Below are 24,087 nucleotides of genomic sequence, written 5' to 3' on the forward strand. Positions count from 1 at the left end.
CGACCCTCGCCGATCGGTCCCCGCTATTCCGTGGCGATCGCGTTCAGCACGTTCATCCTGCCCGCCCGGAACGCCGGGACCAGGGCCGCGAACAGGCCGACGAAGGCCGAGGCGACGAAGACCGTGAGGATCGTCGGCCACGGGATCTCCAGGACGCCGAGGCCCTCCAGGGCCAGCAGCTTCTGGGCCGCCGTGCCCCAGCCCATGCCGAGGCCGAGGCCGAGCAGGGCGCCGAAGACGGCGATGACCACCGACTCCAGGCGGATCATCCGGCGCAACTGGCGGCGGGAGAGGCCGATGGCGCGCATCAGGCCGATCTCACGGGTCCGCTCGACCACCGACAGGGCGAGGGTGTTCACCACACCGAGCACCGCGACGATGATCGCGAGCGCCAGCAGGCCGTAGACGATGTTCAGCAGCTGGCCGATCTGGTCCTTCAGCTGCTGCTTGAAGTCGGCCTGGTTCTTCACCTCGTACTGCGGATACTTGACGAGGGCGGCCTTCAGTGCGGCGTACGCCTCCTTCTCCTTGCCGTCCGCGGCCTTAGCGAACATCATCATGTTCTTCGGCAGGCTGTCGGCGGGAACGTACCGCGCGGCGGTCGCGACGTTCGTGTACATCGCGCCCTTGTCGATGTTCACGTCGTCCGAGGTGATCGCGGCAAGCCTCAGCTTCGCGGTCTCGCCGCCCTTGAACGCGACGGTGAGCCGGTCGCCGACCTTGAGGTGGTGCTTGGTGGCGTACGTGTCGCCGACGGACATGGCGTCCTTGCCGTACGCGTCGGCCAGCTTCCCGGCGACCGTCTCGCGCCGGACGTCCTCCTGGTACGTGGGATCGACGGCGGCCAGGGCCTTGTTCTCGGTGGTGCCGTCGGGAGCCGTGATCCTGGCGCCGACGACCTTGTAGCCGGTGAGGTGTTCTATGTCCGGCACGGACTCCAGGGACTTGACCGCCTGGTCCACCAGGAGCGTCGGGTTGCCGCCGGCCGGCTGGACGATGAAGTCGGCGCCGACCGACTTGTCGAGTTCCTCGGTGGCCGAGGCGACCATGGAGGAGCCGACGACCGAGAGGCAGGCGACCAGGGCGAGGCCGATCATCAGGGCGGCGCCGGTCGCTCCGGTGCGGCGCGGGTTACGCAGGGCGTTGCGCTCCGCGAGCCGTCCGACGGGGCCGAACATCCGCAGCATGACCGCGCTCAGCACCCGGACCACGAAGCCGGCCAGCAGCGGGCCGATCACGATGAAGCCGATCAGGGTGAGGACCACGCCCGCACCGAGGAGGAGCGAGCCCTCGCTCGACTTGTCGGCCCGCGTCGCGGCGTAGAGCGCGGTGCCGCCGCCGAGGATGAGGACCAGGCCGATCGCGGCCCTGACCCGGCCGGCCCGGGCGTCCGCCGGGGTTCCGGCGTCGCGCAGGGCGGCCATCGGGGAGATCTTCCCGGCGCGACGGGCCGGGATGTACGCGGCGACGACGGTCACGATGATGCCGAGCGCGAGGCCGACGACCGGGGTCGTCCAGGCGACCGTGAGGTCGTCGGTGGACAGTTCCATGCCCAGGGCGCCCATGAGCTTCATCAGGCCGACGGCGAGGCCGATGCCCGCGCCGACGCCGAGGACGGAGCCGAGGATGCCGAGGAACAGCGCCTCGATGAGCACGGAACGGTTGACCTGCTTGCGGCTGGAGCCGATGGCCCGCATCAGGCCGATCTCGCGGGTGCGCTGGGCGACCAGCATCGAGAAGGTGTTGACGATCAGGAAGATGCCGACGAGGAAGGCGATCCCGGCGAAGCCGAGCATCACGTACTTCATGACGTCGAGGAAGGAGCCCATCGAGTTCTTGTTGGCGTCCGCGGCCTCCTTCTGCGTCTGGAGCTTGTACGCGGAGGTGTCGCCGAGCGCCGTGGCGACGGACTGCTTCAGCTGCGTGTCGCTGACGCCCTGTTCGGCGGTGACGGAGATGAGGCTGAAGACGTCCGGCTTGCCGAGCAGCTTCGTCTGCGCGGTGACGGTGTCGAAGTAGACGACCGCCGCGCCGGGGTTGGTGACCTTGAAGGTGGCGATGCCGCTGATCTTCGCGTTGATGTCGCCGGTGGCGGCGATGGTGCGCAGCTCGTCGCCGATCTTCAGGTGGTGCTTGTCGGCGGTGTCGGCGTCGACCATCACCTCGGTCGGGCCGCGCGGTGCGTGGCCGGAGGTGATCTCCATCGAGCGCAGTTCGTTCTTCGTCCAGTTGCCCGCGATCGTCGGGGCGCCCGTCGTGGAGCCCATGTTCTTGTTGTCGCTGTCGACGACGGTGACGGACATGCTGAAGACCGCGCCCTCGGCGTCCTTCACGCCGGTGGCCCTGGCGACCTGCTGGACGGCGGAGGCGGGGAGCGTGACGGGCTTGCCGTTCTCCGGAAGCCGGTCGTCGTCCTCGGGGGTCTTCGGGCTGACGGTGACATCGGCCGACGTCGCGGCGAAGAGCTTGTCGAATGTGGTGTTCATGGTGTCGGTGAAGACGAGCGTGCCGCACACGAACGCCACCGACAGCAGGACCGCGACGGCGGAGAGCGCCATGCGTCCCTTGTGCGCGAAGAAGTTGCGCCTCGATGTCTTCCAGACGGTCATGACGTCCGCCCGCGCGAGTCGAAGTCCTTCATGCGGTCGAGGACCTGATCGGCCGTCGGGTTGTGCATCTCGTCGACGATGCGTCCGTCGGCGAGGTACAGCACCCGGTCCGCGTAGGAGGCGGCGACCGGGTCGTGGGTGACCATGACGATGGTCTGGCCCAGCTCGTCGACGGACCTGCGCAGGAAGCTCAGCACCTCGGCGCCGGCCCGCGAGTCCAGGTTTCCGGTGGGCTCGTCACCGAAGATGATCTCCGGCCGGGCGGCGAGCGCCCTGGCCACCGCGACGCGCTGCTGCTGGCCGCCGGAGAGTTCGGTGGGCCGGTGCTTCAGCCGCTCGGCGAGACCGACCGTCTCCACGACCTGCCGCAGCCAGGCCGCGTCGGGCCTGCGGCCCGCGATGTCCATCGGCAGCGTGATGTTCTCCAGCGCGTTGAGCGTGGGGAGCAGGTTGAACGCCTGGAAGATGAAGCCGATCCGGTCCCGGCGGAGCTGGGTGAGCTTCTTGTCCTTGAGCCCGGTGATCTCGGTCTCGTCGAGGAAGATCTGACCGGACGTCACGGTGTCCAGGCCGGCCAGGCAGTGCATCAGGGTCGACTTGCCGGAGCCGGACGGGCCCATGATCGCCGTGAACTGCCCGCGGGCGATGTCCACATCGACATGGTCGAGCGCGACGACCCGGGTCTCCCCCGCCCCGTACGCCTTGACGACCTGTCGCGCTCGCGCAGCGACGGCCGTACGCCCTCCAGTGCCCCCGTGCCTGGGAATGGTTACAGCCGTTGTCACGGTTTATCTCCTAAGTCGGTCATGCGGTTTTCGAGTGGTCGCGGCGTACGTCTGAAGTCTGGTGTTCGCAGGAGCCCGGCGCGCTGGTGCCCAGCGCAGTCTTCGGGTGGGGTTTTCCCCACCCCGCCCCCTGCGGTCTGTCGCATCCGCGGTGGGAATCAGCCGCATTTCGCGGTGTAGGAACACGTTAAGGAACGAGCCACCGCCGTCACGTCCTCCGCCGGGAGGAACCGCCCCTGGGCCGAACTGGGGAGCGCCCCCTAGGGGTCTCGGTCCCCGGGTGGAGAACCGTGTCAGGGGCTGTACCTGTGGGTGCACGAGCCAAGGTCGGCGGGGGACGCAGGACCGCCACCCGCCTCCTCCCTCAGCAGCGGCGCCTCCCCACCGCGGCCCACGGGTGAGACAGTGTCCGGAGAAAATACGTGCAGGGGGAACGAATCTTGGTGAGCGGCGCGGGCGGTAACGGGGACGGCAGTACCGAAGCGACATCGGGCTCCGGGGTCGCCCCGGGCCGCTCCCCCGCGACGCCACGCGGACGCGGTCCGGTGGTCGCCGCCCTGATGCTCGGGATGGCCCTGTCGGCCATCGACGGCACCATCGTCTCCACCGCCGTCCCGCAGATCGTCGACGATCTCGGCGGCTTCTCCGTCTTCTCGTGGCTGTTCTCCGGCTATCTGCTGGCCGTGACGGTCACTCTGCCGGTGTACGGGAAGCTCTCCGACACCTTCGGCCGCAAGCCGGTCCTGATCGCCGGCATAGCCCTCTTCCTGTTCGGTTCGGTGCTCTGCGCCGCCGCCTGGAACATGGCCGCGCTGATCGCCTTCCGGGTCGTCCAGGGCCTGGGCGGCGGAGCCCTGCAAGGCACCGTGCAGACCATCGCCGCGGACCTCTACCCGCTCAAGGAACGCCCGAAGATCCAGGCCAAGCTGTCGACCGTGTGGGCCACTTCGGCGGTCGCGGGGCCGGTGATCGGCGGGTTGTTCGCGGTGTACGCCGACTGGCGCTGGATCTTCCTGATCAATCTGCCGATCGGGGCGCTCGCGCTCTGGCTCGTCGTACGTCACCTCCACGAGCCGTCCGGTGCCCGCCGGGCGGCCGACGCGCCCCGCCCCCGGATCGACTGGGCGGGCGCCCTCCTCGTCTTCGCGACGGGCACCCTGCTGCTGACCGCGCTCGTCCAGGGCGGGGTGGCCTGGCCCTGGTTCTCCGCCCCGTCCCTCGGGCTGCTGGCCGGCAGCGCCGCGCTCGGCGCGCTGACCGTCGTCGTCGAGCGGCGGGCCGCCGAGCCGATCATTCCCGGCTGGGTCTGGCGGCGGCGGACCATCGCCTCGGTCAATCTGGGGCTGGGCGCGATGGGGCTGCTGATGGTCGCCCCCACGGTGTTCCTGCCGACGTACGCCCAGTCGGTGCTGGGCCTCGGCCCGATCGCCGCCGGATTCGTCCTGTCCGTGATGACCCTGAGCTGGCCGGTGTCGGCGGCGTTCTCCAACCGCGTCTACAACCGCATCGGCTTCCGCCGCACCGCGATCATCGGCATGAGCTGCGCCCTGCTGATACTGCTCGCGTTCCCGCTGCTGCCGTATCCGGGCGAGGCCTGGCAGCCCGCCCTGATCATGCTGCTGCTCGGTGCGGCGCTCGGCCTGTTCCAGCTGCCGCTGATCGTCGGCGTCCAGTCGACGGTCGGCTGGGCCGAGCGCGGTACGACGACCGCGTCCGTGCTCTTCTGCCGCCAGGTCGGCCAGAGCATCGGCGCCGCGCTCTTCGGGGCCGTCGCCAACGGCATCCTCGCGTCCCGGCTGGCCGCCGCCCCGGTGCCCGGACTGCCTGGCGACCTGGACGCGATCTCGCACGCCCTGGACACCCCGGGCAGGCTCTCGGCCGCTGCGACGGACTACCTGCGGCGGGCCGTCGACGCCGCCGTCGACCACGTCTACCTGGGCGCTGCCGGGGCCGCGGCACTCGCCCTCCTCGTGCTCGTCTTCGTGGCCCCGCGCCGCTTCCCCGTGCTCCCCGAGGAGCCCGCGAGCGACGCCCCGGCGCGGTAGCCCTTCAGTTCAGACGTCCGCACCGCGCCACGGCGCCGGGCCCGATCTCATGCAACTGAGCCATTACCTTGGGTAGTTCCGGCCAACGTCTCCCCAACTCCCCATACCGGCGAGTAATGTTCGCGCTTCCGACAGCACCACCGCACTCCTGCCTTGCCGTCCAGCCCAGGACCCGAGCCATGCAAGGAGCAGCACCCAGATGTCGTACGGAAGCCCGCCCCCGTCCCCGTACTCCTCCTGGCCCGAACGGCTGCCGACGGCACCCCGAGGGCATCGGCCGCCAACTCCGCAACGCCCCGATTACCTGCTGCCCTGGCAGAGTTCGGACCCCGTACCTCCCCCGGAGCTGCCGGAACCGCCCGCCACCCCCGTGGCCGGAGCCGCCCGCCACGGCGATCTGCGCCGGCTACGCACCGCGTACCGGCTGCTGCGCCGCATCACGACCCTGACCGCACTCGGCTACTTCGTCGCCTTCCTGCTGCTCTCGGTCTTCGCCAAGGACCTGCTGGAACGCCCCCTGTTCGGCGGCCTCAACATCGGCCTGGCGCTGGGGCTCTGCCAGCTGCCGGTGACGCTGCTCGCCATCGTCCTGTACGAACGGACCGCCCGGCACACCGTCGACCCGCTCGCCGCCCGGCTCCGAAGAGCGGGAGCGGCCCGGTGAACGGATTCGACGACTCCGCGCAGTCGATGTCCCTGGTGGCGTTTCTCGCGGTGGCCACCGTCGCCCTGCTGCTCTGTGTGATGACGGGTCCGGACCGCGACGACCTCGACGAGTTCTACGCCGGCTCCCGCTCGCTCTCGCCCCTGCAGAACGGCCTCGCCCTCGCGGGCGACTACCTCTCCGCCGCCACGATTCTCAGCACCACCGGCATCATCGCCCTCACCGGCTACGACGGGTTGATCCTCACCCTGAGCATCACCCTCTCGCTCGTCCTGCTGATGTTCCTGCTGGCCGAACCCCTGCGCAACGCGGGCGGGTTCACCGTGGGCGACCTGCTCGTGCGCCGCGCCCCCGGCCGCGCCGTCCGCATCACCGCCTGTGCGACCACCCTCGCCGCGCTCGTCCCGATGATGGTCGTCCAACTCGCCAGCAGCGGCGATCTGCTCGCGTTCATCCTGGGCTTCGACAGTTCGGGATTCCGCACCGGCGCCATCATCGGGCTCGGCATCCTGATGATCGGCTACGCGGCGATCGGCGGCATGAAGGGCACGTCACTGATCCAGATCGTGAAGACGGTGGTCCTCTTCGTCGCCGCGTTCACCATCTCCGTACTGATCATGAACCGTTTCGGCTGGGACACCGGCGCCCTGCTCTCGGCCGCCCGCAACAGCAGCGGCGCCGGGGCCGGGTATCTGCGCTCGGGACTCCAGTTCGAGGGCAGCGGGCTCGACATGGTCAGCTCCGAACTGACCGTGGTACTCGGTGCCGCCTGCCTGCCCCACGTGGCCATGCGGATGACGAGCGGCCGCTCCACCCAGGCCGTCCGCCGCTCGATGTCCTGGGCGGTCGCCGTGGTCGCCACGATCTGTCTCCTCGTCGTCGTGATCGGCTTCGGCGCGGGCGCACTCGTCGGCCACGACCGCATCACCGCCGCCGGAGCGTCCGGAAACAGTTCGATCCTCCAGGTCAGCGGCGCGGTCGCGGGCGGCGGCCAACTGGGCGCGCTGATCGTCACGACGATGACGACAGCGATCTTCCTGACGCTGCTCGCCTCCGTCGCCGGAATGATCCTCGCCTGCGCGAACTCCCTCGCACACGATCTCTTCGCCCACGGACTGCACGGGGTGCGCGACCCGGACAGAAAGCCACTGCCGGGCCTGTCCGAAATGCGTATGGCACAGGCCTCGGCGGTCGCCGTCGGACTGCTCTCCATCGCCCTCGCCGTCGTAGCCAGACACTGGAACGTGCAGGCACTGGCGACGCTCTCGTTCTGCGTCGGCGCGTCGGCGCTGGCCCCGGCCCTCGTCTACAGCATGTTCTGGCGGCGCTTCACGCGCACCGGACTGCTCTGCACCCTGATCGTCGGCACCGCCACCGCCATGGTGCTGATCACCGGCACCAATCTGGTCTCGGGCTCGCCCTCCTCGGTCTTCCCCGGGCACGACTTCAACTGGTTCCCGTTCACCACGACCGGCCTCGTCTCCATCCCCGCCGGATTCCTGGCGGGCTGGCTGGGCACGGTGCTCCCCCGTTACACGGCGGCCGAGGCCCGCCGCCGGTACGACGGGGAGGAGCCGCGGATCCTGGCGGGCATCCCACCGGCGCCCCGCCCCTGAACGCCGGAACCCGCACCCAACCCCCCGGCCGGCCCGGCAAGGGCCCGTGGGGTGCGCTCGAACTGGTACTGCTGGGCACCAAGGCCGGCCCTCGTCCTGCGCCGGTCCCGGACCGCGGCCGGTCTCTCAGTCCTCCGCCGGGCCCACCCGCCCGGTGAGCGCAGCGAGGGAGTTCCGTACGTGCGTCATGTGCGCCTGCACCTCCTCGCGGCCCTCCTCGTGCTCCCGCAGGATCCGCTCCGTCTCCCGGACCACCCGCTCCTCACGGACCCTGGCCGCCGCGATCAGCTCCGCGCCCTGCGCCTGCGCGTCCTCCTGACCGTGCCGCGCGGTCTCCTCCGTCTCGGCCAGCGCCCGTCGCGCCTCGGCCAGACGGGCCTCCGCCTGCTCGGTCAGCTCGTCGTGCCGCGCCGCCTGCGCCGCCTCGGCCTCCGCCACCTCACGTTCGGCCGCCTTCCAGCGCTCGGCGTGCTCCTGCTCCTGGTGGGCCAGGACGCTCGCGGTGCGACGACGTGTCTCGGCCATCGCGGACTCCGCCAACTCCCGCACCTCCGCGGCCTCCTCGCGGGTCTCGACGAGGGTCTGCTCGGCGGTGCCCCGGGCCGCGGACAACGTCTCGTCGGCATGCTTCTCAGCCGCCGCCCACATCGCCCCGGCATCCGCGCGCGCCGACTCGCGAAGAGCCCGGCCCGCCTCGTCCGCCGCGTCCCGCACCGCCTGTGCCTCCTCCTGGGCGGCGCCCAGGACGGCCCCCGCCTCGGCCTCGGCGAGCGCCAGGATCCGCTGGGCGCGCTCACCGAGCGACGCGTAATCCTGCGGGGCCAGTTGCGCGACGGCCTGGCCCAGCCGCACCGACTCGGCCGACGACTCCTCCACCAGCGCGGTCAGCCGGGCCACCTGCTCCCACGCCGCGTCCCGCTCCGCCGACAGCGCGCCCACGGCCCGGTCCACCTGCTCCGGACGGTAGCCACGTCCCCGTACGCCGACGAAGCCGTGCGCGGACACCGGTGCAGAACTCATCCCTGAAGCCTCTTTCCGACTCTCCGACCACCTGCAGTACGTCTAAGGATGCGGCAATTGCCACAGAAGTCGGAATCGATCAGCGACTTTCCGGACGGAAGCGACCGTCATCACAGACCCCGCACAACACGGCGCCCGGCCCCCCTCACGGGGAACCGGGCGCCGTACGCGGAAACGTGCCGGGTCAGATCAGTCCGTCCCACATCTGTTCGAGCAGTACGGACCACCAGCTCTCCGGCGACGCCAGCGCCGCCGCGTCCAGCGCCACCAACTGGGCCTGGAAGTCGACCGTCCAGCGGCCCGCCTGCTCCGGATTGAGCCCGAACCGCAGCCACCACATCCGGCCGAGCAGCGCCATCGAACGCTGGAACTCCGGCAGCCCTGTGTTCACGAACTGCGGCGGCACCGACTGCCCGCCAGGCCCTGCCTCGACCGGCACCGCCACGATGTTCGCGGTGCCGTACTGGACACAGATCGCCCGCCCGAAGTCGGACCCCATGACGAGATACGACCCCGCGTCCGGGGCGGCCTGCACCTGCCGCTGGGCGGCCAGCTCACCCAGCGTCGCCACGACCGGCTGGCCCGGCTGCGCCCAGAAGAACGGCCCGAAGTCGGCGGGCAGCCCCGCCCACACCAACGTCTGTGCCACGGTCTCGGGCACACCCTGCCGCGACACCGCGCGCTGATCGAAGCGGAGGATGCCCTGCGGCCCGAAGGCCTGCAGCAGCTCCTGCGCGACGGCCTCCGGCGGCACCGGCGGCGCGGGCTGCATCTGCGGCAGCGGCGCCCGCACCGGCGCCGGACGCGCCGGCCCGTCCGCGACCTGATGCAGCTCGCCCTGATGCGTGAGCAGATGCTGCATGCCCTGCTGACGGCTGGCGTGATCGGTGCCGTACGGGGCGACGCTGGTGATCCGCACCTGCGGCCAGGTCTCCCGGATCATCCGCGCGCAGTACCCACCGGGCAGCTCGCACGACTCCAGCTCGGTGTGCAGCTCGATGACCTGCTGCGGCGGCACGTTCATGGCCCGCAGCTCGTGCAGCATCTGCCACTCGGGGTGCGGGGTGCCGGGCGCCGAGCGGCGGATCAGCTGCTGCTCGCTGCCGTCGGGCGCGCGGTAGCGCAGCACGGCCTGGTAGCCGGGGCCGACGGTCGGCTGACCGACGGGTGCCTGCGGATACCCGTACGCCGGGGGCGGCGGCGTGGGGGCGCCGCCCTGCGGCATTCCGGGCGGACCGGGCGGGCCGGGAGGGCCAGGAGGCGCGGGCGGCTGCGGCGCACCCGGGCCGCCCATGCTCGGGTCCGCCAGCATCGTCGCCGCATGGTGCACCCCACCACCGGGCGGCGGAGGCGTCGAACCGGGCGGAGCCGGAGGACCGGGCATTCCGGGCGGGCCGGGAGGGCCAGGAGGCGCGGGCGGCTGCGGCGCACCCAGGCCACCCATGCTCGGGTCCGCCAGCATCGTCGCGGCATGATGCACCCCACCACCGGGCGGCGGAGGCATCGAACCCGGAGGCGCGGGGGGAGCCGGAGGACCAGGCGGCCCGGGCGGACCGGGCGGGCCCTGCTGGGAGACGAGCTGCGTCGGCAGGTACCCGCCCGCCGGAGCGCCGGGCGCACCCGGGCCCGAGGGCGGCGGCACAGGCGCACCCGGCCGCGCTCCCGGCGTACCGGGGGCACCCGGCGGCGGCGGAGTCGTCGGACCGCCCCCACGCGCACCACGCGGCGGCACGACGGCCTTACTGGTGGCCGCGTCCGCGATGTCACCGGCACCGGGGCCGGGATCGGAAGCCGGGCCGGAAGTACGCGGCGAAGGCGCACCGTTTCCCCGCGGCTCCATGCCGGGGGCGATCGCCGTCGGGGGCAGCTGACTGCCCCCCGACATCAGGGCGGTCGGCGCGTCGGCCGGCACGACCGGCGGCGGGGTCCCTTCGTCGTCGGCACCCGAGAGCGGCGGCGAGAACACCGTGGCCGGCAGCGGCACCGCACCGTCGTCGGAACCCGCGTTGGTGTCGGTCCCGGCCCACGGGGTGGCCCCGGCGGGCACGTTCGGCGGCGACGCGGCGACGGAGGACGCCGGAACGCCGTCGTTGGCCGTCGGCTCGTACGCGACCGGCCCACCGCGCGAACCGTCCGAGGAAGCCGGAGAAGCCGACGGGGCCGACGGGGCCGACGGGGCCGACGGGGCCGAGGGAACCGGCGGCGACGTAGGAACCGCGCCCCCGTCCCGCCCCGCCCGCTGATCCGGAATACCCAGCTTGTCGGCCGCTTCCTGGAGCCACTCCGGGGGGGTCAGCAGGAACGACGTCTGATTCAGGTCGATGCGCTGCGGCGGCTCCGGAGCAGCCGGAGCCACCTCGTGCGCCCCGTACTCCTCCTCGTACCGCCGGATCACCTCACCCACCGGCAACCCCGGCCACAGCGTGGCCTCACCGCTGTCCCGGGCTATCACCAGCCGCTGCCGGCCGCCGTCCGAGACCGGGCCCTCGGCACGGTCCTCGCCCCACACCACGAAGCCCAGCTCGAACTCCCGCACCCGCACCTCACGGTGCTGGTACGCGGGCACGTCGCCGTTGATCCACTCGTCCGCGCGCTCCTGCGCCTGCGCAAAGGTCACCATCGCGCTCACCCCTCCACCGGGACGGCCCGCGCGAAGCCGCCGTCCACCATCAGGTTCGCCACGGTCTCCAGCTCCGGCGGATTACCCGCCAGACGCTGCAGGAAGGAATCGAAATCGCCGCCGCACGGCAGCAGCAGCCGGTCCACCCGCTCCTGCACCGTCCAGCCGTCCCGATCCCGGGCGTCGTCGTACGCACAGAACCAGACCGAGCCGACCCCATGGCCCTTCACCTTCACCGCGAGAAGGCCCCCCTGGACGAAGCCGACGCCCAGGTAGTCCTTGGTGAGGTGGTCCCGCAGGCACTTGTTCACGTACACCAGGTCGTTCACGGCAGCCTCCTCGCGAACCGTGAAGAACGGCTGGTCGACCAGGACACCGAGCTCCGCGTCGAGCGCCGCCCCGACCGGAGCCGAACCGCCCGCCGCCTTCAGGAACGACCGGTACGCACCGGGCAACCGGTAACCGAGGTCCTCCTCCACGCCCAGGATCTGCTGCTCGCTCACCGCCACAGCGCCCTTGGGCAGCCGGAAGTGCGCTGGCCGGGTCTCCTGCAAGGGGCGCGTACCGCGCTTGTTCTGGTCGACCGCCGTGGCGGCGAGGCCGCCGTGGTGCCTGAGCAACGCCTTGACCTCGACCGGAATCAGCTCCATGCGCCGACCACCGGGGACGTGGTGCCAGGTCCAGCCGTGCGGGGTCGCGACCGCGGGAATCGTGTCCCACAGCTCATGGCCACTCGCCGCCAGCGCCGCGTTGGCCGAGACATAGTCGGTCAGCCGCAGCTCATCGACGCCGAAACCCGGCGGGGGCTCGGCGATCTCGGCGGCGGCGCGCGCGTACAACGCGAAGTCCGGGCTGCCGTGCTCGTCCATCCGCACGCCTCTGGGATGGCGGGACGCCCGGACCGGGTCCGGGAAATGCACGAGCTGCCCGGCGTAGGCCGCGTTCGGTGGCGCGGCTTGCTGCCCGAGCCGACCTGTCGTCATGGCGGTTGCCCCCTGCTGCGTCTGGCTGGTGAGGACCGACCTGCCCAAGGGGGGCGGTCCGCGGACAGCCTATGCGGTGGCACAAGAGCAGGTCTCGCCCGTACGCCACCCCCTTTCCCTTCCGTCACGAACCGTCACAACGGCGTGACGGACAAGCAACGCTCCTGCCACCCCGGGCGACACCAAGGCGCGTTTCCCCGCCCCAGCTTCCCGACGAGCCGCGACATTTGGCAGGCTGTCACCGCAACTCGGGGGCGTGCACATCGCGCAGCTACCGCTGCGGGCACGGGAGGGAAAGCACCAATGCACACCGCACGACCAGTCACGACCGGGGACCCACGCCTCAGCTGGAGCAACACCGGAACCAGCCCCATACCCCGCCTGCACCACCGCCGCGACGGCATCCTGCCCGCGGTGGCCGCGGCGCTGTCCGTACGCGGCGAGACGTTCACCTGCACCGCGGGCAAGGGCGACCAGCCCCCCGTACTGCACCCCCTCGTCCAGGACTTCCTCGACACCCTCACCAGCAGCCAGCGCGAACGCTTCACCGGCCGCTGCCCCGAAGCGATACTGCTGTCCCGGCAACTCACCGCCGCGGAAGCCGGCCGCTCCAAGCGGGCCCAGCGCAAACCACTGACCAACGGCGAAGCCCGCCGCGCCCTGAAGCACTCACGGCTCACCGCACGGCGCATCCGCGAGGACGGCGACCCGATGCACGGCAGTTACGCACCGCCGTGCCGTTCCTGCACGGAGATGCTCGCCCACTTCGGCGTACGTCCCGTCGACCTCACGACCGCCGCCGAGAAGGGCTGACCGGGCGCCGATGCACGACCGAACCGACCTACCCGAACAAGCGGCCCCCACGGGCCGGGACCCGCATGCCACGGCCCGCTTCCCCGCCGCCGTCGACGCCGCCCTGCGCGCCGCGGGCTGGCAGCCCGGCCGCTGGGACATCCGCCGGGCCGAGGAATGGGCCGACGCGCTGCGCTCGCACGCGTCACCCGGCGGTCATCAGCACGCGGTCTTCCCGGCCGCCGTCGAGGTGTGGGCGGAATTCGGCGGACTCCACATCACGGCGTCCGCGCCCGGCCGGCACATCGCACCGTCCCCCGTACGCATCGACCCGATGAGCGGCCTGCATCTCGCCCGCACGCTCGGCGACCTCGGCCGCGCGCTGGAGACCGAGGTCAGCCCTCTCGGCGAGGAGGGGGACGGGCAGGCCGTCCTCGCGATCGACTCCGAGGGCCGCGTGTACAGCATCGACCACACCGGGGACTGGTACCTCGGCCCGGACATCGACCAGGCACTCGCCACCCTCATCGGCGGCATCCAGCCGGAACGCCTGATCCCCGGCTGAGCAGCCCGGATCTTCCGGCCGACCCCGGCACGAACCGGCCCGTCCGGCGATGGAGGACGGGTCGGCACCCGGCCGTGCCCGGCCATGATTCCGTCCTGGCGACCCGCCGTCCCGGTTGTGTCCTCGAACGCCGGACGGGCCGGTAACCGCCCGCCGGTCGAGTCAGGCCGACCGCCCGGCAGGTCAGGCCTCCCCGCGGTGCGGCAGGACCGCCGACACCCGGAAACCTCCCGCGTCCGTCGGCCCGGAAACGAAGACGCCGCCGAGCCCCAGCACCCGCTCCCGCATGCCGACGAGCCCGTTGCCCCCGCTCGGCAGCCCGGCGTCCGCCGTGGCGGCGTCCGACGGGCCGTTCTCCACCTGCATCGCGACCTCCGAGCCCCGGTGCGCGAGCCGCACCCACGTCTTCGCGCCGGCCGCGTGCTTGTGCACGTTCGTCAGGGCCTCCTGCACCACCCGGTACGCGGTCTGCTCGACCTCGGGGGCGTACGGGCGGGCCTCACCGTCCACCGAGAGCTCCACCGTCATACCGGCCGCCCTGGACTCCCCGACCAGGGTCTCCACCTCGTGCAGCCGGGGCCCGTCCTCCGCCGCGGCAGCCGCCACCGCCGCGGCCGCCCGGCCGACCGACGCGAGCGGCACCTTCGTGGACCGCGCCGGCACGGGCTCCCCACTCCGCAGCACCCCGAGCATCTCGCGGAGCTCCGTCAGCGCCTGCCGCCCCATGTCACCGACCAGCGCGGCATTGCGTACCGCCTTCGCCGGATCCTTCGGCGCGACGGCCTGCAGCGCGGCAGCGTGCACAACCATCAGGCTGACCCGGTGGGCGACCACGTCATGCATCTCGCGGGCGATCCTGGTGCGCTCCTCCGTACGCGCCCACTCGGCCCGCTCCTCGGCCCGGTCGGCGAGCAGCGAGAGCTCCCGCTCCAGCGAGTCCGCCCGCTCCCGCAGGCTCTCCATCAACCGGCGCCGGGCCCCTATGTACAGGCCGAACAGCACGGGCGGCGCGGTGAGCCCGAGCGACATGAACAGCGAGAGCAGCGGTACGTACCAGTCGTCGCGCCCGAAATCGGCCTGCGCGGAGACGCTCTGCCGCAGCCGTACGTACGTGACTATGAACGTCCCCGAGAAGGACATCCCCATCAGCACCGCGGTGATTCTGCGCGGCACATCGGAAGCGGCCAGCGTGTAGAGGCCGACCAGCCCCATCAGGAAACCCATCTCGGCGGGCGTCGTCGCGATCGACACCAGCACCACGGCGATCGGCCAGCGCCGCCGCACCACCAGCACAGCCCCCGCGAGCAGCCCGAACACCACACCGACCGGCACCGGCAGCCCGGTGTCCCCGGCGAATTCCACCCCCTCCAGAGCGCATTCCAGCGCCGACAGGACCGCGAGCCCCACGTCCAGGGCGACGCCGCGCCGCCTTTCCCACCACCAATAGCCGCGGGTGGTCGGACCTGCGGCTTCCCGATATGCCCCCGTTGTGGTCATGCCGTCCAGACTACGGGCGGACGCACCTCGTTTTCGGGTGACCTGGACAGCACGTGCGTCCGCCGAACAGAGACGGAACAACCACTTATCGCTTGAAATGGTGAATCGATCAGGCATTCGCACCGGACGTCCGCATTCCGGACGACGCTTGTCGCATGACGGAAATCACGAGCAAGTACGCCGACTTCGAAGACCTGCGCGAGCAGGCGATCGCCCTGCGCCGGGAGGGCCTCAGCCGCCGCCAGATCCGCGACCGGCTGTTCGTGGATAACAACGACATCCTGAACCGCCTCCTGGAGGGCGAGCCCGCCCCGGAGTGGACGAAGCGCCCGAACGCCAAGGACGACCTTCGCGACAAGGCGCGGGAACTGCGACTCCAGGGCATGACGTACGACCAGATCCAGGTGGAGCTGGGCTGCTCGAAGAGCTCGATCTCGCTGTGGGTGCGGGATCTTCCGAAGCCGGAGCGCAACCGAACGCGAGAAGAGGCATCAGCCATCGCCCGGCGGGGTTGGGAGGCAACGCTTCGCAGGCGTGAGACGGAACGCCGGAAGACGAAGCAGGATGCGACGAACGAGATCGGCACGATGAGTGAACGCGAGCTCTTCCTGCTGGGCGTCGGCCTGTACTGGTCGGAGGGGTCGAAGTCCAAACCTCATCGCCTCGCAGAGAGAGTCACTTTCATCAACAGCGACCCTCGGATGATCGAGGTCTTCCTGGCGTGGCTCCAGCTCCTCGGAGTGAGTCCACAGCAGTTGCGCTTCCATGTGCACATCCACGAGACGGCAGACGCGACTGCAGCCGAGCAGTACTGGAGGGATCTGACCCGCGCCGGCAGCGCGTCGTTCGGCAAGACATCGATCAAGAAACACAACCCCAGGACGAACCGGAAGAACGTCGGCGAGGACTACCGGGGCTGCCTGGTCGTACGCGTTCTCAAAAGCGCCGACCTATACCGTCGCATCGAAGGCTGGTGGTGCGGCATAGTAGGGGCTGCGAAACGAGCCGATCATAAGAATCGGACATAAAAGGCGAACTATCCCGGGTCGTCTAATGGCAGGACAAATGGTTTTGGTCCATTGAATGAGGGTTCGATTCCTTCCCCGGGAGCCCATGAGTGCGGGCCCCGACCTCACCGGTCGGGGCCCGCGCCCGTGTCGGCCCACAGGCGCCCCGGTATCCTTCGGATGTCCACCACCCGAAGCCGAAGGGCATTTCCGTGAGCGTCATCCGCCCGGCAGCCGTCGTCGTCCTCGCAGCGGGTGAGGGCACCCGCATGAAGTCGAAGACTCCCAAGGTTCTGCACGAGATCTCCGGGCGCTCGCTCGTCGGACATGTCGTCGCCGCCTCCCGCGAACTCGACCCGGAGCATCTCGTCGTGGTCGTCGGTCACGAGAGCGAGCAGGTCAGCGCGCATCTCACCGCGGTCGACGACCGGCTGCGGACCGCCTACCAGGCCGAACAGCGGGGCACCGGCAACGCCGTGCGCGTCGGTCTCGACGAGCTCGGCGGGACCGTCGAGGGCACCGTGATCGTCGTCTGCGGCGACACCCCGCTGCTGTCCGGCGAGACGCTCGGCGCGCTCGCCGCCACCCACACGGCCGACGCCAACGCCGTCACCGTGCTGACCGCCGAGGTCCCGGACTCCACCGGCTACGGGCGGATCGTCCGCGACCCGGCCAGCGGTGCGGTCGTCGAGATCGTCGAGCACAAGGACGCCACCGAGGACCAGCGCGCCATCCGGGAGATCAACTCCGGGGTCTTCGCGTTCGACGGCCGGCTGCTCGCCGACGCCCTCGGCAAGGTCCGTACGGACAACAGCCAGGGCGAGGAGTACCTCACCGACGTGCTGTCCATCCTGCGCGAGGCCGGGCACCGGGTCGGCGCCTCCGTCGCGGGCGACCACCGCGAGATCCTCGGCATCAACAACCGGGTCCAGCTGGCCGAGGCCCGGCGGCTGCTGAACCAGCGGCTGCTGGAGCGGGCCATGCTGGCCGGGGTGACCGTCGTCGACCCGGCGTCCACGCTGATCGACGCCACGGTCACCTACGAGCGGGACACGATCGTGCACCCGGGCACCCAGCTTCTCGGCGCCACGCATCTCGCCGAGGACGCCGAGGTCGGCCCCAACTCCCGGCTCAGGGACACCGTCGTGGGCGCGGGCGCGCGGGTGGACAACACGGTCGCGGACGGGGCCGAGGTCGGTGCGGGCGCGACGGTCGGCCCGTACGCGTACCTGCGGCCGGGCACGAGGCTCGGGCGCAAGGCCAAGGCCGGTACGTACGTGGAGATGAAGAACGCCACGATCGGCGAGGGCACGAAGGTCCCGCACCTGAGTTACGTCGGTGACGCGACGATCGGCGATCACACCAACATCGGTGCGGCGAGCGTCTTCGTGAACTACGACGGCGTGGCCAAGCACCACACCACGATCGGCTCCCACTGCCGCACCGGCTCGGACAATATGTTTGTGGCGCCTGTCACGGTCGGGGACGGTGTCTACACCGCGGCCGGCTCGGTCATCACCAAGGACGTACCGCCCGGTTCGCTGGCCGTCGCGCGCGGTCAGCAAAGGAATATCGAGGGTTGGGTGGCCCGCAAGCGTCCGGGAAGTGCCGCCGCGCAGGCGGCTCAGGCCGCCGCTCCGGAGCACGACAGCGAAAGCTGACCGGAAACAGGTGCGCCGAGCACGGCGTACCGTGATAGATGTTCACCCCATTTCGGCTGGCTCGTTGCACATCGGGACACATCCGTGCAGCGCCAGGAACACGTCTGAGGAGACTGTGCTGTGACCGGGATCAAGACGACCGGCGAGAAGAAACTGATGCTCTTCTCCGGCCGCGCCCACCCCGAGCTGGCCGAGGAGGTTGCGCACCAATTGGGTGTCGGCCTCGTGCCGACTAAGGCCTTCGATTTCGCCAACGGTGAGATCTACGTACGTTTCCAGGAGTCCGCTCGCGGCGCCGACTGCTTCCTGATCCAGAGCCACACCGCTCCGATCAACAAGTGGATCATGGAGCAGCTGATCATGCTGGACGCGCTGAAGCGCGCCTCGGCCCGCTCCATCACGGTGATCGTGCCGTTCTACGGTTACGCGCGCCAGGACAAGAAGCACCGCGGTCGCGAGCCGATCTCGGCCCGTCTGATCGCCGACCTGATGAAGACGGCGGGTGCCGACCGCATCCTCACCGTCGACCTGCACACCGACCAGATCCAGGGCTTCTTCGACGGCCCGGTCGACCACCTCTTCGCGCTGCCGATACTGGCCGACTACGTCGGTGCCAAGGTCGACCGCTCGAAGCTGACGATCGTCTCCCCCGACGCCGGCCGCGTCCGGGTCGCCGACCGCTGGTGCGACCGTCTGGACGCCCCGCTCGCGATCGTCCACAAGCGCCGCGACAAGGACGTCGCCAACCAGGTGACGGTCCACGAGGTCGTCGGCAACGTGAAGGGCCGGGTCTGTGTCCTGGTCGACGACATGATCGACACGGGTGGCACGATCTGCGCCGCCGCCGAAGCGCTGTTCGCGCACGGCGCCGAGGACGTCATCGTGACGGCGACCCACGGTGTGCTGTCGGGTCCGGCCGCAGACCGTCTGAAGAATTCCAAGGTCAGCGAGTTCGTCTTCACGGACACCCTGCCGACGCCGGGTGAACAGGAGCTCGACAAGATCACGGTGCTCTCGATCGCGCCGATGATCGCCCGTGCGGTGCGCGAGGTCTTCGAGGACGGCTCGGTCACCAGCCTCTTCGAGGAGCAGTAGACGCGGGGCTCGGAAGATCCACTTTGGGTGCGGCCTCCCCGCCGGGTAGACTCAGCGAGTTGCTCGGCGAGGGAGGCCGTACCCATGTGTACGGCGGTCCGTTATCGACGCGCTCTTCGTAGCAGGCCTGTCGTGGGCCGGGTGACCGTCCAAGTTCTGTCACCTTACGAGGAGTGCGTTATGGCCGAGATCAAGCTCACCGCCGAGGTCCGTACCGAGTTCGGCAAGGGCGCCGCCCGTCGTACGCGTCGCGCCAACCTGGTTCCCGCGGTCGTCTACGGTCACGGTGCCGATCCGGTTCACATCACGCTGCCGGGCCACGCCCTGCTGCTGGCGCTCCGTACGGCCAACGTCCTGATCAACCTCGAGGTCGACGGCAAGAACGCCCTGGTCATCCCCAAGTCCGTGCAGCGCAACCCGCTCAAGGGCGACATCGAGCACGTCGACCTGCTGACCGTCAAGCACGGTGAGAAGGTCGACGTCGAGGTCCTGGTGCAGGTCGAGGGCGAGCTGGCCCCGGGCGGCAACCTCCTGGAGTACGTGCAGAACACCGTGCGTGTCGCGGCCGAGGCCACGAACATCCCCGAGTCCGTCACGGTCTCCATCGCCGGTCTCGAAGCGGGTGTCTCCATCTTCGCCAAGGACATTCCGCTGCCCAGCGGCTCCGTGCTGGCCGAGGACCCGGACGCCGTCGTGTTGTCGGTCGTCGCCGCACAGGTCGAGGCGGCTCCCGCGGGCGAGGAAGAGGGCGCCGAGGCCTGAGCCTCGCCCCACCTGGTTCAGTGACGGGGCGGCGGTTCCCTTTCGGGATCTGCTGCCCCGTTCGGCTCTGCCCGACCCGTTGCCGCCGTATGTGATGCGAGGAGACCCCGCGAGATGTCCGACGCCACCGAACCCTGGCTCATCGTGGGCCTCGGCAATCCCGGTCCCGAGTACGCGGCGAACCGGCACAATGTCGGCTTCATGGTCGTCGATCTCCTCGCGGAGCGGATCGGCGGGAAGTTCAAGCGGGCGCAGAAGGCCCAGGCGCAGGTCGTCGAGGGCCGGATGGGCCCGCCCGGACCGGAGAACCGCCGGGTGATCCTGGCCAAGCCGATGTCGTACATGAACCTCTCCGGCGGCCCCGTCACCGCGCTGCGCGACTTCTACAAGGTGCCGACCGACCACGTCGTGGCGATCCACGACGAGCTGGACATCGACTACGGGACGCTCCGGCTGAAGCTGGGCGGCGGCGACAACGGACACAACGGGCTCAAGTCGGTGACCAAGTCGATGGGCGCCGACTACCACCGGATCCGGTTCGGGATCGGCCGGCCGCCGGGCCGGATGCAGGTCGCGGACTTCGTGCTGAAGGACTTCTCGTCCACCGAGCGCAAGGAGCTCGGGTACCTGGTGGACCGGGCCGCCGACTCGGTGGAGTGCCTGCTGGCGGAGGGTCTGGAGCGCGCGCAGAGCGCGTACAACTCCTAGGCCCGGCCCGCGCGCACAACTCTGACATTCCCGCCGGTACCCCGGCGATTTTCAGCCATGAGTTGACCGGGCGCGTTGCTCTGCCCAAGGATCGCTCCCCATGAAGCGGAGCTCCTCCCACCGCGCCCTGGTCCATGCCCGCAACGCCGCCATGGGCGGTGTCGTCCTGCTGCTGCTCGTCGCGGGTGTGCGCTCCTCCTGGAGTTCGGCGCACCACATCGTTCTGCCCAAGGGCCGCGAGCACGGCACGATGACCGTCACGGGCTGTGGCGCCGATGTCTGCACCGGTCCGTTCGCACCGTCCGGGCAGGCTGCCGCGCGCGCCCGGGTGACGATCGAGAAGTCCGTGGCCGCGCGGCACGGGGAGCGGTTCCCGGTGGTCGTGAAGCCGGGTACGGACGATGTCGTGCGCACGGGGATCGCGGGTTTCCTGCATGCGTGGGTGCCGCTGGGCGGCGCGTTGGTGCTGGCGGCCCTGGTGATCGGCGGCGGCCTGCGGCTGCCCCGGGTCGCCTGGGGTACGGGGATCGCGGGTGCGGTCCTGCTGGTGGCGACGTTCATCGCCCTGTGAGCGGGACCGCACCCGCGCCCCTGCGGCTCAGCCGGTGTTGCGCAGGCCCGCGGCGACACCGTTGACGGTGAGCAGCAGGGCCCTGGCGAGCAGCGGGTCGGCCGCCTCGCCGCGTGCCGCCGCCTCGCGCTGGCGGGCGAGCAGGGTGACCTGGAGGTAGGAGATCGGGTCCAGGTAGGCGTCGCGGATGGCGAACGTCTGCTGGAGCACCGGGCTCGTGCCGAGCAGTTCGGATTCGCCGGTGACCTTGAGGACTTCCTCGACGGTGAGCGCGTGCTCGGCCTCGATGTCGGCGAAGACGTGCTTCAGCTCGTCGGGGACGAGCGTGTCGACGTAGTGGCGGGCGATCCGCAGATCGGTCTTGGCGAGCGTCATCTCCACGTTCGAGATGAAGTTCCGGAAGAAGTGCCACTGTCCGTGCATCTCGTCGAGGACGGTGTCGAGACCGGCCTCGCGCAGTGCCTTGAGGCCGGAGCCGACGCCGTACCAGCCGGGCACGATCTGCCGTGACTGGGTCCAGCCGAAGACCCACGGGATGGCCCGCAGCCCGTCCAGGCCCGCGCCGGAGTCCGGACGCCGCGACGGACGGGAACCCAGGTGCAGCTCGGCGAGCTGGTCGACCGGGGTGGACGCGAAGAAGTACGCGGGCAGGTCCGGGTCCTCGACCAGCTTGCGGTAGGCGTTGTGCGCGGCGTCGGAGACGGTGTCCATCGCGGCGTCCCAGCGGGCCAGGGCCTCGTCGGACTGCCGGGGCGCGGTGTGCAGCGCGGACGCCTGGAGGGTGGCCGCGACGGTCAGCTCCAGGTTCTCCCGGGCGAGCGCCGGGATGAGGTACTTGTCGGAGATGACCTCGCCCTGCTCGGTCACCTTGATCTCGCCCTCCAGGGTGCCCCACGGCTGCGCGAGGATCGCGTCGTGCGAGGGGCCGCCGCCGCGGCCGACGGTGCCGCCGCGGCCGTGGAAGAGCCGCAGCCGTACGCCGTAGCGGTGCGCGACGTCGCGCAGCCGGCGCTGTGCCCGGTGGATCTCCCACTGCGAGGTGGTGATGCCGCCGAACTTGGAGGAGTCGGAGTAGCCGAGCATGACCTCCTGCACGTCCCCGCGCAGGGAGACGAGACGGCGGTACGACGGGTCGGCGAGCATCTCGTCGAGGATGACGTCGGCGGCGCGCAGCTCGTCGGTGGTCTCCAGGAGCGGCACGATGCCGATCCTGGCCCAGCCGCCGTGCAGATCGAGCAGTCCGGCCTCGCGGGCCAGGACGGCGGCCGCGAAGACGTCGTCGGCGCCCTGGCACATCGAGATGATGTAGGACTCGATGACCTCGGGGCCGAACCGCTCGAAGGCTTCCTTGATGGTGTGGAAGACGCCGAGGGTCTTCTCCCCGGCGGCGTCCAGCGGGGCCGGGGTCGGGGCGAGCGGGCGGCGCGAGCGCAGCTCCTTGGCGAGCAGCTTCTGCCGGTAGTCGCGCGGCATGTCGGCGTAGCGCCAGGACTCCTCGCCGAGCCGGTCGAAGAGCTGGCCCAGCGCGTGGTGGTGGGCGTCGGCGTGTTCGCGTACGTCCATGGTGGCCAGCTGCAGGCCGAACGCGGCGAGGGTGCGGATGGTGCGGTCCATCCGGCCGTCGGCGAACAGGCCGCCGCGGTGCTCGCGCAGCGAGGTCTGGATCAGTTCGAGGTCGGCGATGAGCTCGGCGGTGCCGAGGTAGTCGCAGCCAGGACGGTGCGGGGTGCCGCCGGCGAGGCGCTCGCGGGTGTTGACGAGCTTCTGCCGGATGCAGGTGGCCTTGAGGCGGTACGGCTCCTCGGCGTTCAGCCGCTTGTAGCGGGGGCTGATCTCGGGGAGGCGTTCCAGGTCGGCCTGGAGCGAGGTCAGCAGTTCGTCGGTGGCGCCGGTGTAGCGGATGGAGTTGGAGAGCTGCGCGCGGAGGTGGTCGACGAGCTCCAGCGCGTCGGTGATGCCGTGCTCGTGCTGGAGGATCAGTACTTCGCGGGTGACGGCGGGCGTCACATTGGGGTTGCCGTCACGGTCGCCGCCGATCCACGTGCCGAAGGTGAGGGGGCGGGTGCCGGCGGGCAGTTCGATGCCGACGCGCTCCAACTCGGCCGCGAGGTCCTCGAGTACGTCCCCGACGGCATTGGCGTGCAGCTCGTCGAGGTAGTAGATGGCGTTGCGGGCCTCGTCGGCCGGCTCGGGGCGGACGACGCGGAGTTCGTCGGTCTGCCAGATGAGGTCGATGTTCTCGGCGAGGCGCAGGTCCTGGCGGCGCCGGTCGGCGTCGATGACCGGCGTATCCAGCAGTTCGGCGATGCGGCGGAGCTTGTTGAGCACGGAGCGCCGGGCGGCCTCGGTGGGGTGCGCGGTGAAGACGGGCCGTACGTTGAGGTTCTTGACGGCCTCGCGCAGGTGGGCCGGGTCCGCGTCCTTCAGCCGGTCGGCGGTGCGGGCGAGAAGCCCGCCCTCGGCGGCACGGCGGTCGCGCATCTCGTGGGCGCGGTGGACCTGTTCGGTGACGTTGGCGAGGTGGAAGTAGGTGGAGAAGGCGCGCACGAGCTGTGCGGCGGTCTCCAGGTCCGTGTCGCCGAGGAGTTCGGCGGCGGCCTCGCCGTCGGTACGGGTCAGGGCGCGGACGCGCTCGACGAGGTCGAGGAGTTCCTGGCCTTCCTGGCGTACCAGGGTCTCGCCCAGCAGGTCGCCGAGGCGGCGGATGTCGGCGCGCAGCTCGGGGCTGGCGGCGGGGGTCTGGTCGGCACTGCTCACAGTGTGCGGCTCCTTGCAGTGAATGAGGAGGTGTGTCGCGAAGCGACTCCCAACAAGGGTGGCGGTGGGAGACGGGCGGGCACGAGGTCTTCCGGGGCCGCGGTCGGCAGCGGTGCTGACGCCACCCCGGGAAAGCAGAGTGCGGACCGCGCTGTCCGACCCCCACAGGATAGGTGTCCACACTCTGGGCGCCGCTCCGCCCCGATCGGGTTTCCCTTCGTGGACGGCCCGTCGCGCTCTCGTGCGGTGGGCCTTTGCGCTGCCATACTTACGTAAGCGTAGGTTACGGATGCGTAGCCGCAGCAATCCGTCGCACTCCTCATCCCCGGG

General features: G+C 70.8%; 18 protein-coding genes and 1 tRNA gene. 12 read left to right on the forward strand and 7 right to left on the reverse strand.

Features of this window, described 5'->3' with window-relative positions:
• Nucleotides 1-23: 23 nt before the first annotated feature.
• Both OH735_RS14755 and OH735_RS14760 read right to left on the reverse strand, forming a co-directional pair.
• Complete coding sequence (locus OH735_RS14755) at nt 24-2,609, reverse strand: ABC transporter permease (RefSeq protein WP_406381965.1); 2,586 nt, start codon at nt 2,607-2,609, stop codon at nt 24-26.
• A complete protein-coding gene (locus OH735_RS14760; RefSeq protein WP_384450789.1) occupies nt 2,606-3,394 on the reverse strand; it encodes an ABC transporter ATP-binding protein in 789 nt (262 codons plus the stop codon). Before OH735_RS14760 ends, OH735_RS14755 begins: the two co-directional genes overlap by 4 nt.
• A gap of 560 nt (nt 3,395-3,954) precedes the next feature.
• Between OH735_RS14760 and OH735_RS14765 the strand changes: the two genes are divergently transcribed.
• From OH735_RS14765 to OH735_RS14775, 3 genes are all read left to right on the forward strand, one after another.
• Entirely contained in the window at nt 3,955-5,439 is a 1,485-nt protein-coding gene (locus tag OH735_RS14765; protein WP_406386563.1) for an MFS transporter, read from the forward strand.
• Nucleotides 5,440-5,638: 199 nt separating this feature from the next.
• The gene (locus OH735_RS14770; protein WP_406381967.1) at nt 5,639-6,103 is read left to right on the forward strand and encodes a DUF485 domain-containing protein; all 465 of its coding nucleotides are present in this window, start codon (nt 5,639-5,641) and stop codon (nt 6,101-6,103) included.
• Entirely contained in the window at nt 6,100-7,719 is a 1,620-nt protein-coding gene (locus tag OH735_RS14775) for a cation acetate symporter (RefSeq protein WP_406381968.1), read from the forward strand. The genes OH735_RS14770 and OH735_RS14775 overlap by 4 nt, the downstream gene beginning before the upstream one ends.
• Before the next feature lie 126 nt (nt 7,720-7,845).
• Here the strand turns inward: OH735_RS14775 and OH735_RS14780 are convergent, their stop codons facing one another.
• The 3 genes from OH735_RS14780 to OH735_RS14790 all read right to left on the reverse strand — a co-directional run bounded on the left by OH735_RS14780 (nt 7,846) and on the right by OH735_RS14790 (nt 12,342).
• Nucleotides 7,846-8,739, reverse strand: coding sequence for a cellulose-binding protein (locus tag OH735_RS14780; RefSeq protein WP_406381970.1), 894 nt, complete (start codon nt 8,737-8,739; stop codon nt 7,846-7,848).
• A gap of 184 nt (nt 8,740-8,923) precedes the next feature.
• The gene (locus tag OH735_RS14785) at nt 8,924-11,359 is read right to left on the reverse strand and encodes an SUKH-4 family immunity protein (protein ID WP_406381971.1); all 2,436 of its coding nucleotides are present in this window, start codon (nt 11,357-11,359) and stop codon (nt 8,924-8,926) included.
• A 5-nt stretch (nt 11,360-11,364) separates the two neighbouring features.
• Nucleotides 11,365-12,342 carry an SMI1/KNR4 family protein gene (locus OH735_RS14790; RefSeq protein ID WP_406381972.1) on the reverse strand — a complete coding sequence of 326 codons (978 nt, stop codon included), beginning with the start codon at nt 12,340-12,342 and terminating at the stop codon, nt 11,365-11,367.
• 303 nt (nt 12,343-12,645) lie between these two features.
• On the opposite strand from OH735_RS14790, the gene OH735_RS14795 reads away from it, so the two are divergent.
• Both OH735_RS14795 and OH735_RS14800 read left to right on the forward strand, forming a co-directional pair.
• Complete coding sequence (locus OH735_RS14795) at nt 12,646-13,155, forward strand: YwqJ-related putative deaminase (protein WP_406381973.1); 510 nt, start codon at nt 12,646-12,648, stop codon at nt 13,153-13,155.
• 10 nt (nt 13,156-13,165) lie between these two features.
• Nucleotides 13,166-13,699, forward strand: a complete 534-nt coding sequence (locus OH735_RS14800) for an SUKH-3 domain-containing protein (RefSeq protein ID WP_406381974.1) — start codon at nt 13,166-13,168, stop codon at nt 13,697-13,699.
• A 183-nt stretch (nt 13,700-13,882) separates the two neighbouring features.
• On the opposite strand, the gene OH735_RS14805 is transcribed toward OH735_RS14800, so the two are convergent.
• A complete protein-coding gene (locus tag OH735_RS14805; RefSeq protein WP_406381975.1) occupies nt 13,883-15,196 on the reverse strand; it encodes a sensor histidine kinase in 1,314 nt (437 codons plus the stop codon).
• Nucleotides 15,197-15,351: 155 nt separating this feature from the next.
• On the opposite strand from OH735_RS14805, the gene OH735_RS14810 reads away from it, so the two are divergent.
• The 7 genes from OH735_RS14810 to OH735_RS14840 all read left to right on the forward strand — a co-directional run bounded on the left by OH735_RS14810 (nt 15,352) and on the right by OH735_RS14840 (nt 21,000).
• Nucleotides 15,352-16,224, forward strand: a complete 873-nt coding sequence (locus OH735_RS14810; protein WP_406381976.1) for a hypothetical protein — start codon at nt 15,352-15,354, stop codon at nt 16,222-16,224.
• Between the two features lie 11 nt (nt 16,225-16,235).
• Nucleotides 16,236-16,306, forward strand: a tRNA-Gln gene (locus OH735_RS14815).
• Between the two features lie 109 nt (nt 16,307-16,415).
• The gene (glmU, locus tag OH735_RS14820; protein WP_406381977.1) at nt 16,416-17,864 is read left to right on the forward strand and encodes a bifunctional UDP-N-acetylglucosamine diphosphorylase/glucosamine-1-phosphate N-acetyltransferase GlmU; all 1,449 of its coding nucleotides are present in this window, start codon (nt 16,416-16,418) and stop codon (nt 17,862-17,864) included.
• 120 nt (nt 17,865-17,984) lie between these two features.
• Nucleotides 17,985-18,959, forward strand: a complete 975-nt coding sequence (locus OH735_RS14825; protein WP_406381978.1) for a ribose-phosphate diphosphokinase — start codon at nt 17,985-17,987, stop codon at nt 18,957-18,959.
• A gap of 180 nt (nt 18,960-19,139) precedes the next feature.
• The gene (locus tag OH735_RS14830; protein ID WP_406381979.1) at nt 19,140-19,721 is read left to right on the forward strand and encodes a 50S ribosomal protein L25/general stress protein Ctc; all 582 of its coding nucleotides are present in this window, start codon (nt 19,140-19,142) and stop codon (nt 19,719-19,721) included.
• 114 nt (nt 19,722-19,835) lie between these two features.
• On the forward strand, nt 19,836-20,429 hold the full coding sequence (pth, locus tag OH735_RS14835) for an aminoacyl-tRNA hydrolase (RefSeq protein ID WP_406381980.1): 594 nt from the start codon (nt 19,836-19,838) through the stop codon (nt 20,427-20,429).
• Nucleotides 20,430-20,529: 100 nt separating this feature from the next.
• A complete protein-coding gene (locus OH735_RS14840) occupies nt 20,530-21,000 on the forward strand; it encodes a hypothetical protein (RefSeq protein ID WP_406381981.1) in 471 nt (156 codons plus the stop codon).
• A gap of 27 nt (nt 21,001-21,027) precedes the next feature.
• Here OH735_RS14840 and ppc read toward each other — a convergent pair whose 3' ends face one another.
• Nucleotides 21,028-23,757, reverse strand: coding sequence for a phosphoenolpyruvate carboxylase (gene ppc / locus OH735_RS14845; protein WP_406381982.1), 2,730 nt, complete (start codon nt 23,755-23,757; stop codon nt 21,028-21,030).
• Nucleotides 23,758-24,087: the final 330 nt, after the last annotated feature.

This window comes from Streptomyces sp. NBC_01618, from assembly GCF_045209435.1.
Lineage (GTDB): Bacteria > Actinomycetota > Actinomycetes > Streptomycetales > Streptomycetaceae > Streptomyces.

What these genes read in the sequence shown, in the direction of transcription:
- OH735_RS14805 (WP_406381975.1), bottom strand. Translation starts at nt 15,196, where the DNA reads ATGACCACAACGGGGGCATATCGGGAAGCCGCAGGTCCGACCACCCGC.
- OH735_RS14830 (WP_406381979.1), top strand. Translation starts at nt 19,140, where the DNA reads ATGGCCGAGATCAAGCTCACCGCCGAGGTCCGTACCGAGTTCGGCAAG.
- OH735_RS14840 (WP_406381981.1), top strand. Translation starts at nt 20,530, where the DNA reads ATGAAGCGGAGCTCCTCCCACCGCGCCCTGGTCCATGCCCGCAACGCC.
- OH735_RS14785 (WP_406381971.1), bottom strand. Translation starts at nt 11,359, where the DNA reads ATGGTGACCTTTGCGCAGGCGCAGGAGCGCGCGGACGAGTGGATCAAC.
- OH735_RS14755 (WP_406381965.1), bottom strand. Translation starts at nt 2,609, where the DNA reads ATGACCGTCTGGAAGACATCGAGGCGCAACTTCTTCGCGCACAAGGGA.
- OH735_RS14780 (WP_406381970.1), bottom strand. Translation starts at nt 8,739, where the DNA reads ATGAGTTCTGCACCGGTGTCCGCGCACGGCTTCGTCGGCGTACGGGGA.
- OH735_RS14770 (WP_406381967.1), top strand. Translation starts at nt 5,639, where the DNA reads ATGTCGTACGGAAGCCCGCCCCCGTCCCCGTACTCCTCCTGGCCCGAA.
- pth (WP_406381980.1), top strand. Translation starts at nt 19,836, where the DNA reads ATGTCCGACGCCACCGAACCCTGGCTCATCGTGGGCCTCGGCAATCCC.
- OH735_RS14800 (WP_406381974.1), top strand. Translation starts at nt 13,166, where the DNA reads ATGCACGACCGAACCGACCTACCCGAACAAGCGGCCCCCACGGGCCGG.
- OH735_RS14810 (WP_406381976.1), top strand. Translation starts at nt 15,352, where the DNA reads ATGACGGAAATCACGAGCAAGTACGCCGACTTCGAAGACCTGCGCGAG.
- OH735_RS14795 (WP_406381973.1), top strand. Translation starts at nt 12,646, where the DNA reads ATGCACACCGCACGACCAGTCACGACCGGGGACCCACGCCTCAGCTGG.
- OH735_RS14790 (WP_406381972.1), bottom strand. Translation starts at nt 12,342, where the DNA reads ATGACGACAGGTCGGCTCGGGCAGCAAGCCGCGCCACCGAACGCGGCC.
- OH735_RS14765 (WP_406386563.1), top strand. Translation starts at nt 3,955, where the DNA reads ATGCTCGGGATGGCCCTGTCGGCCATCGACGGCACCATCGTCTCCACC.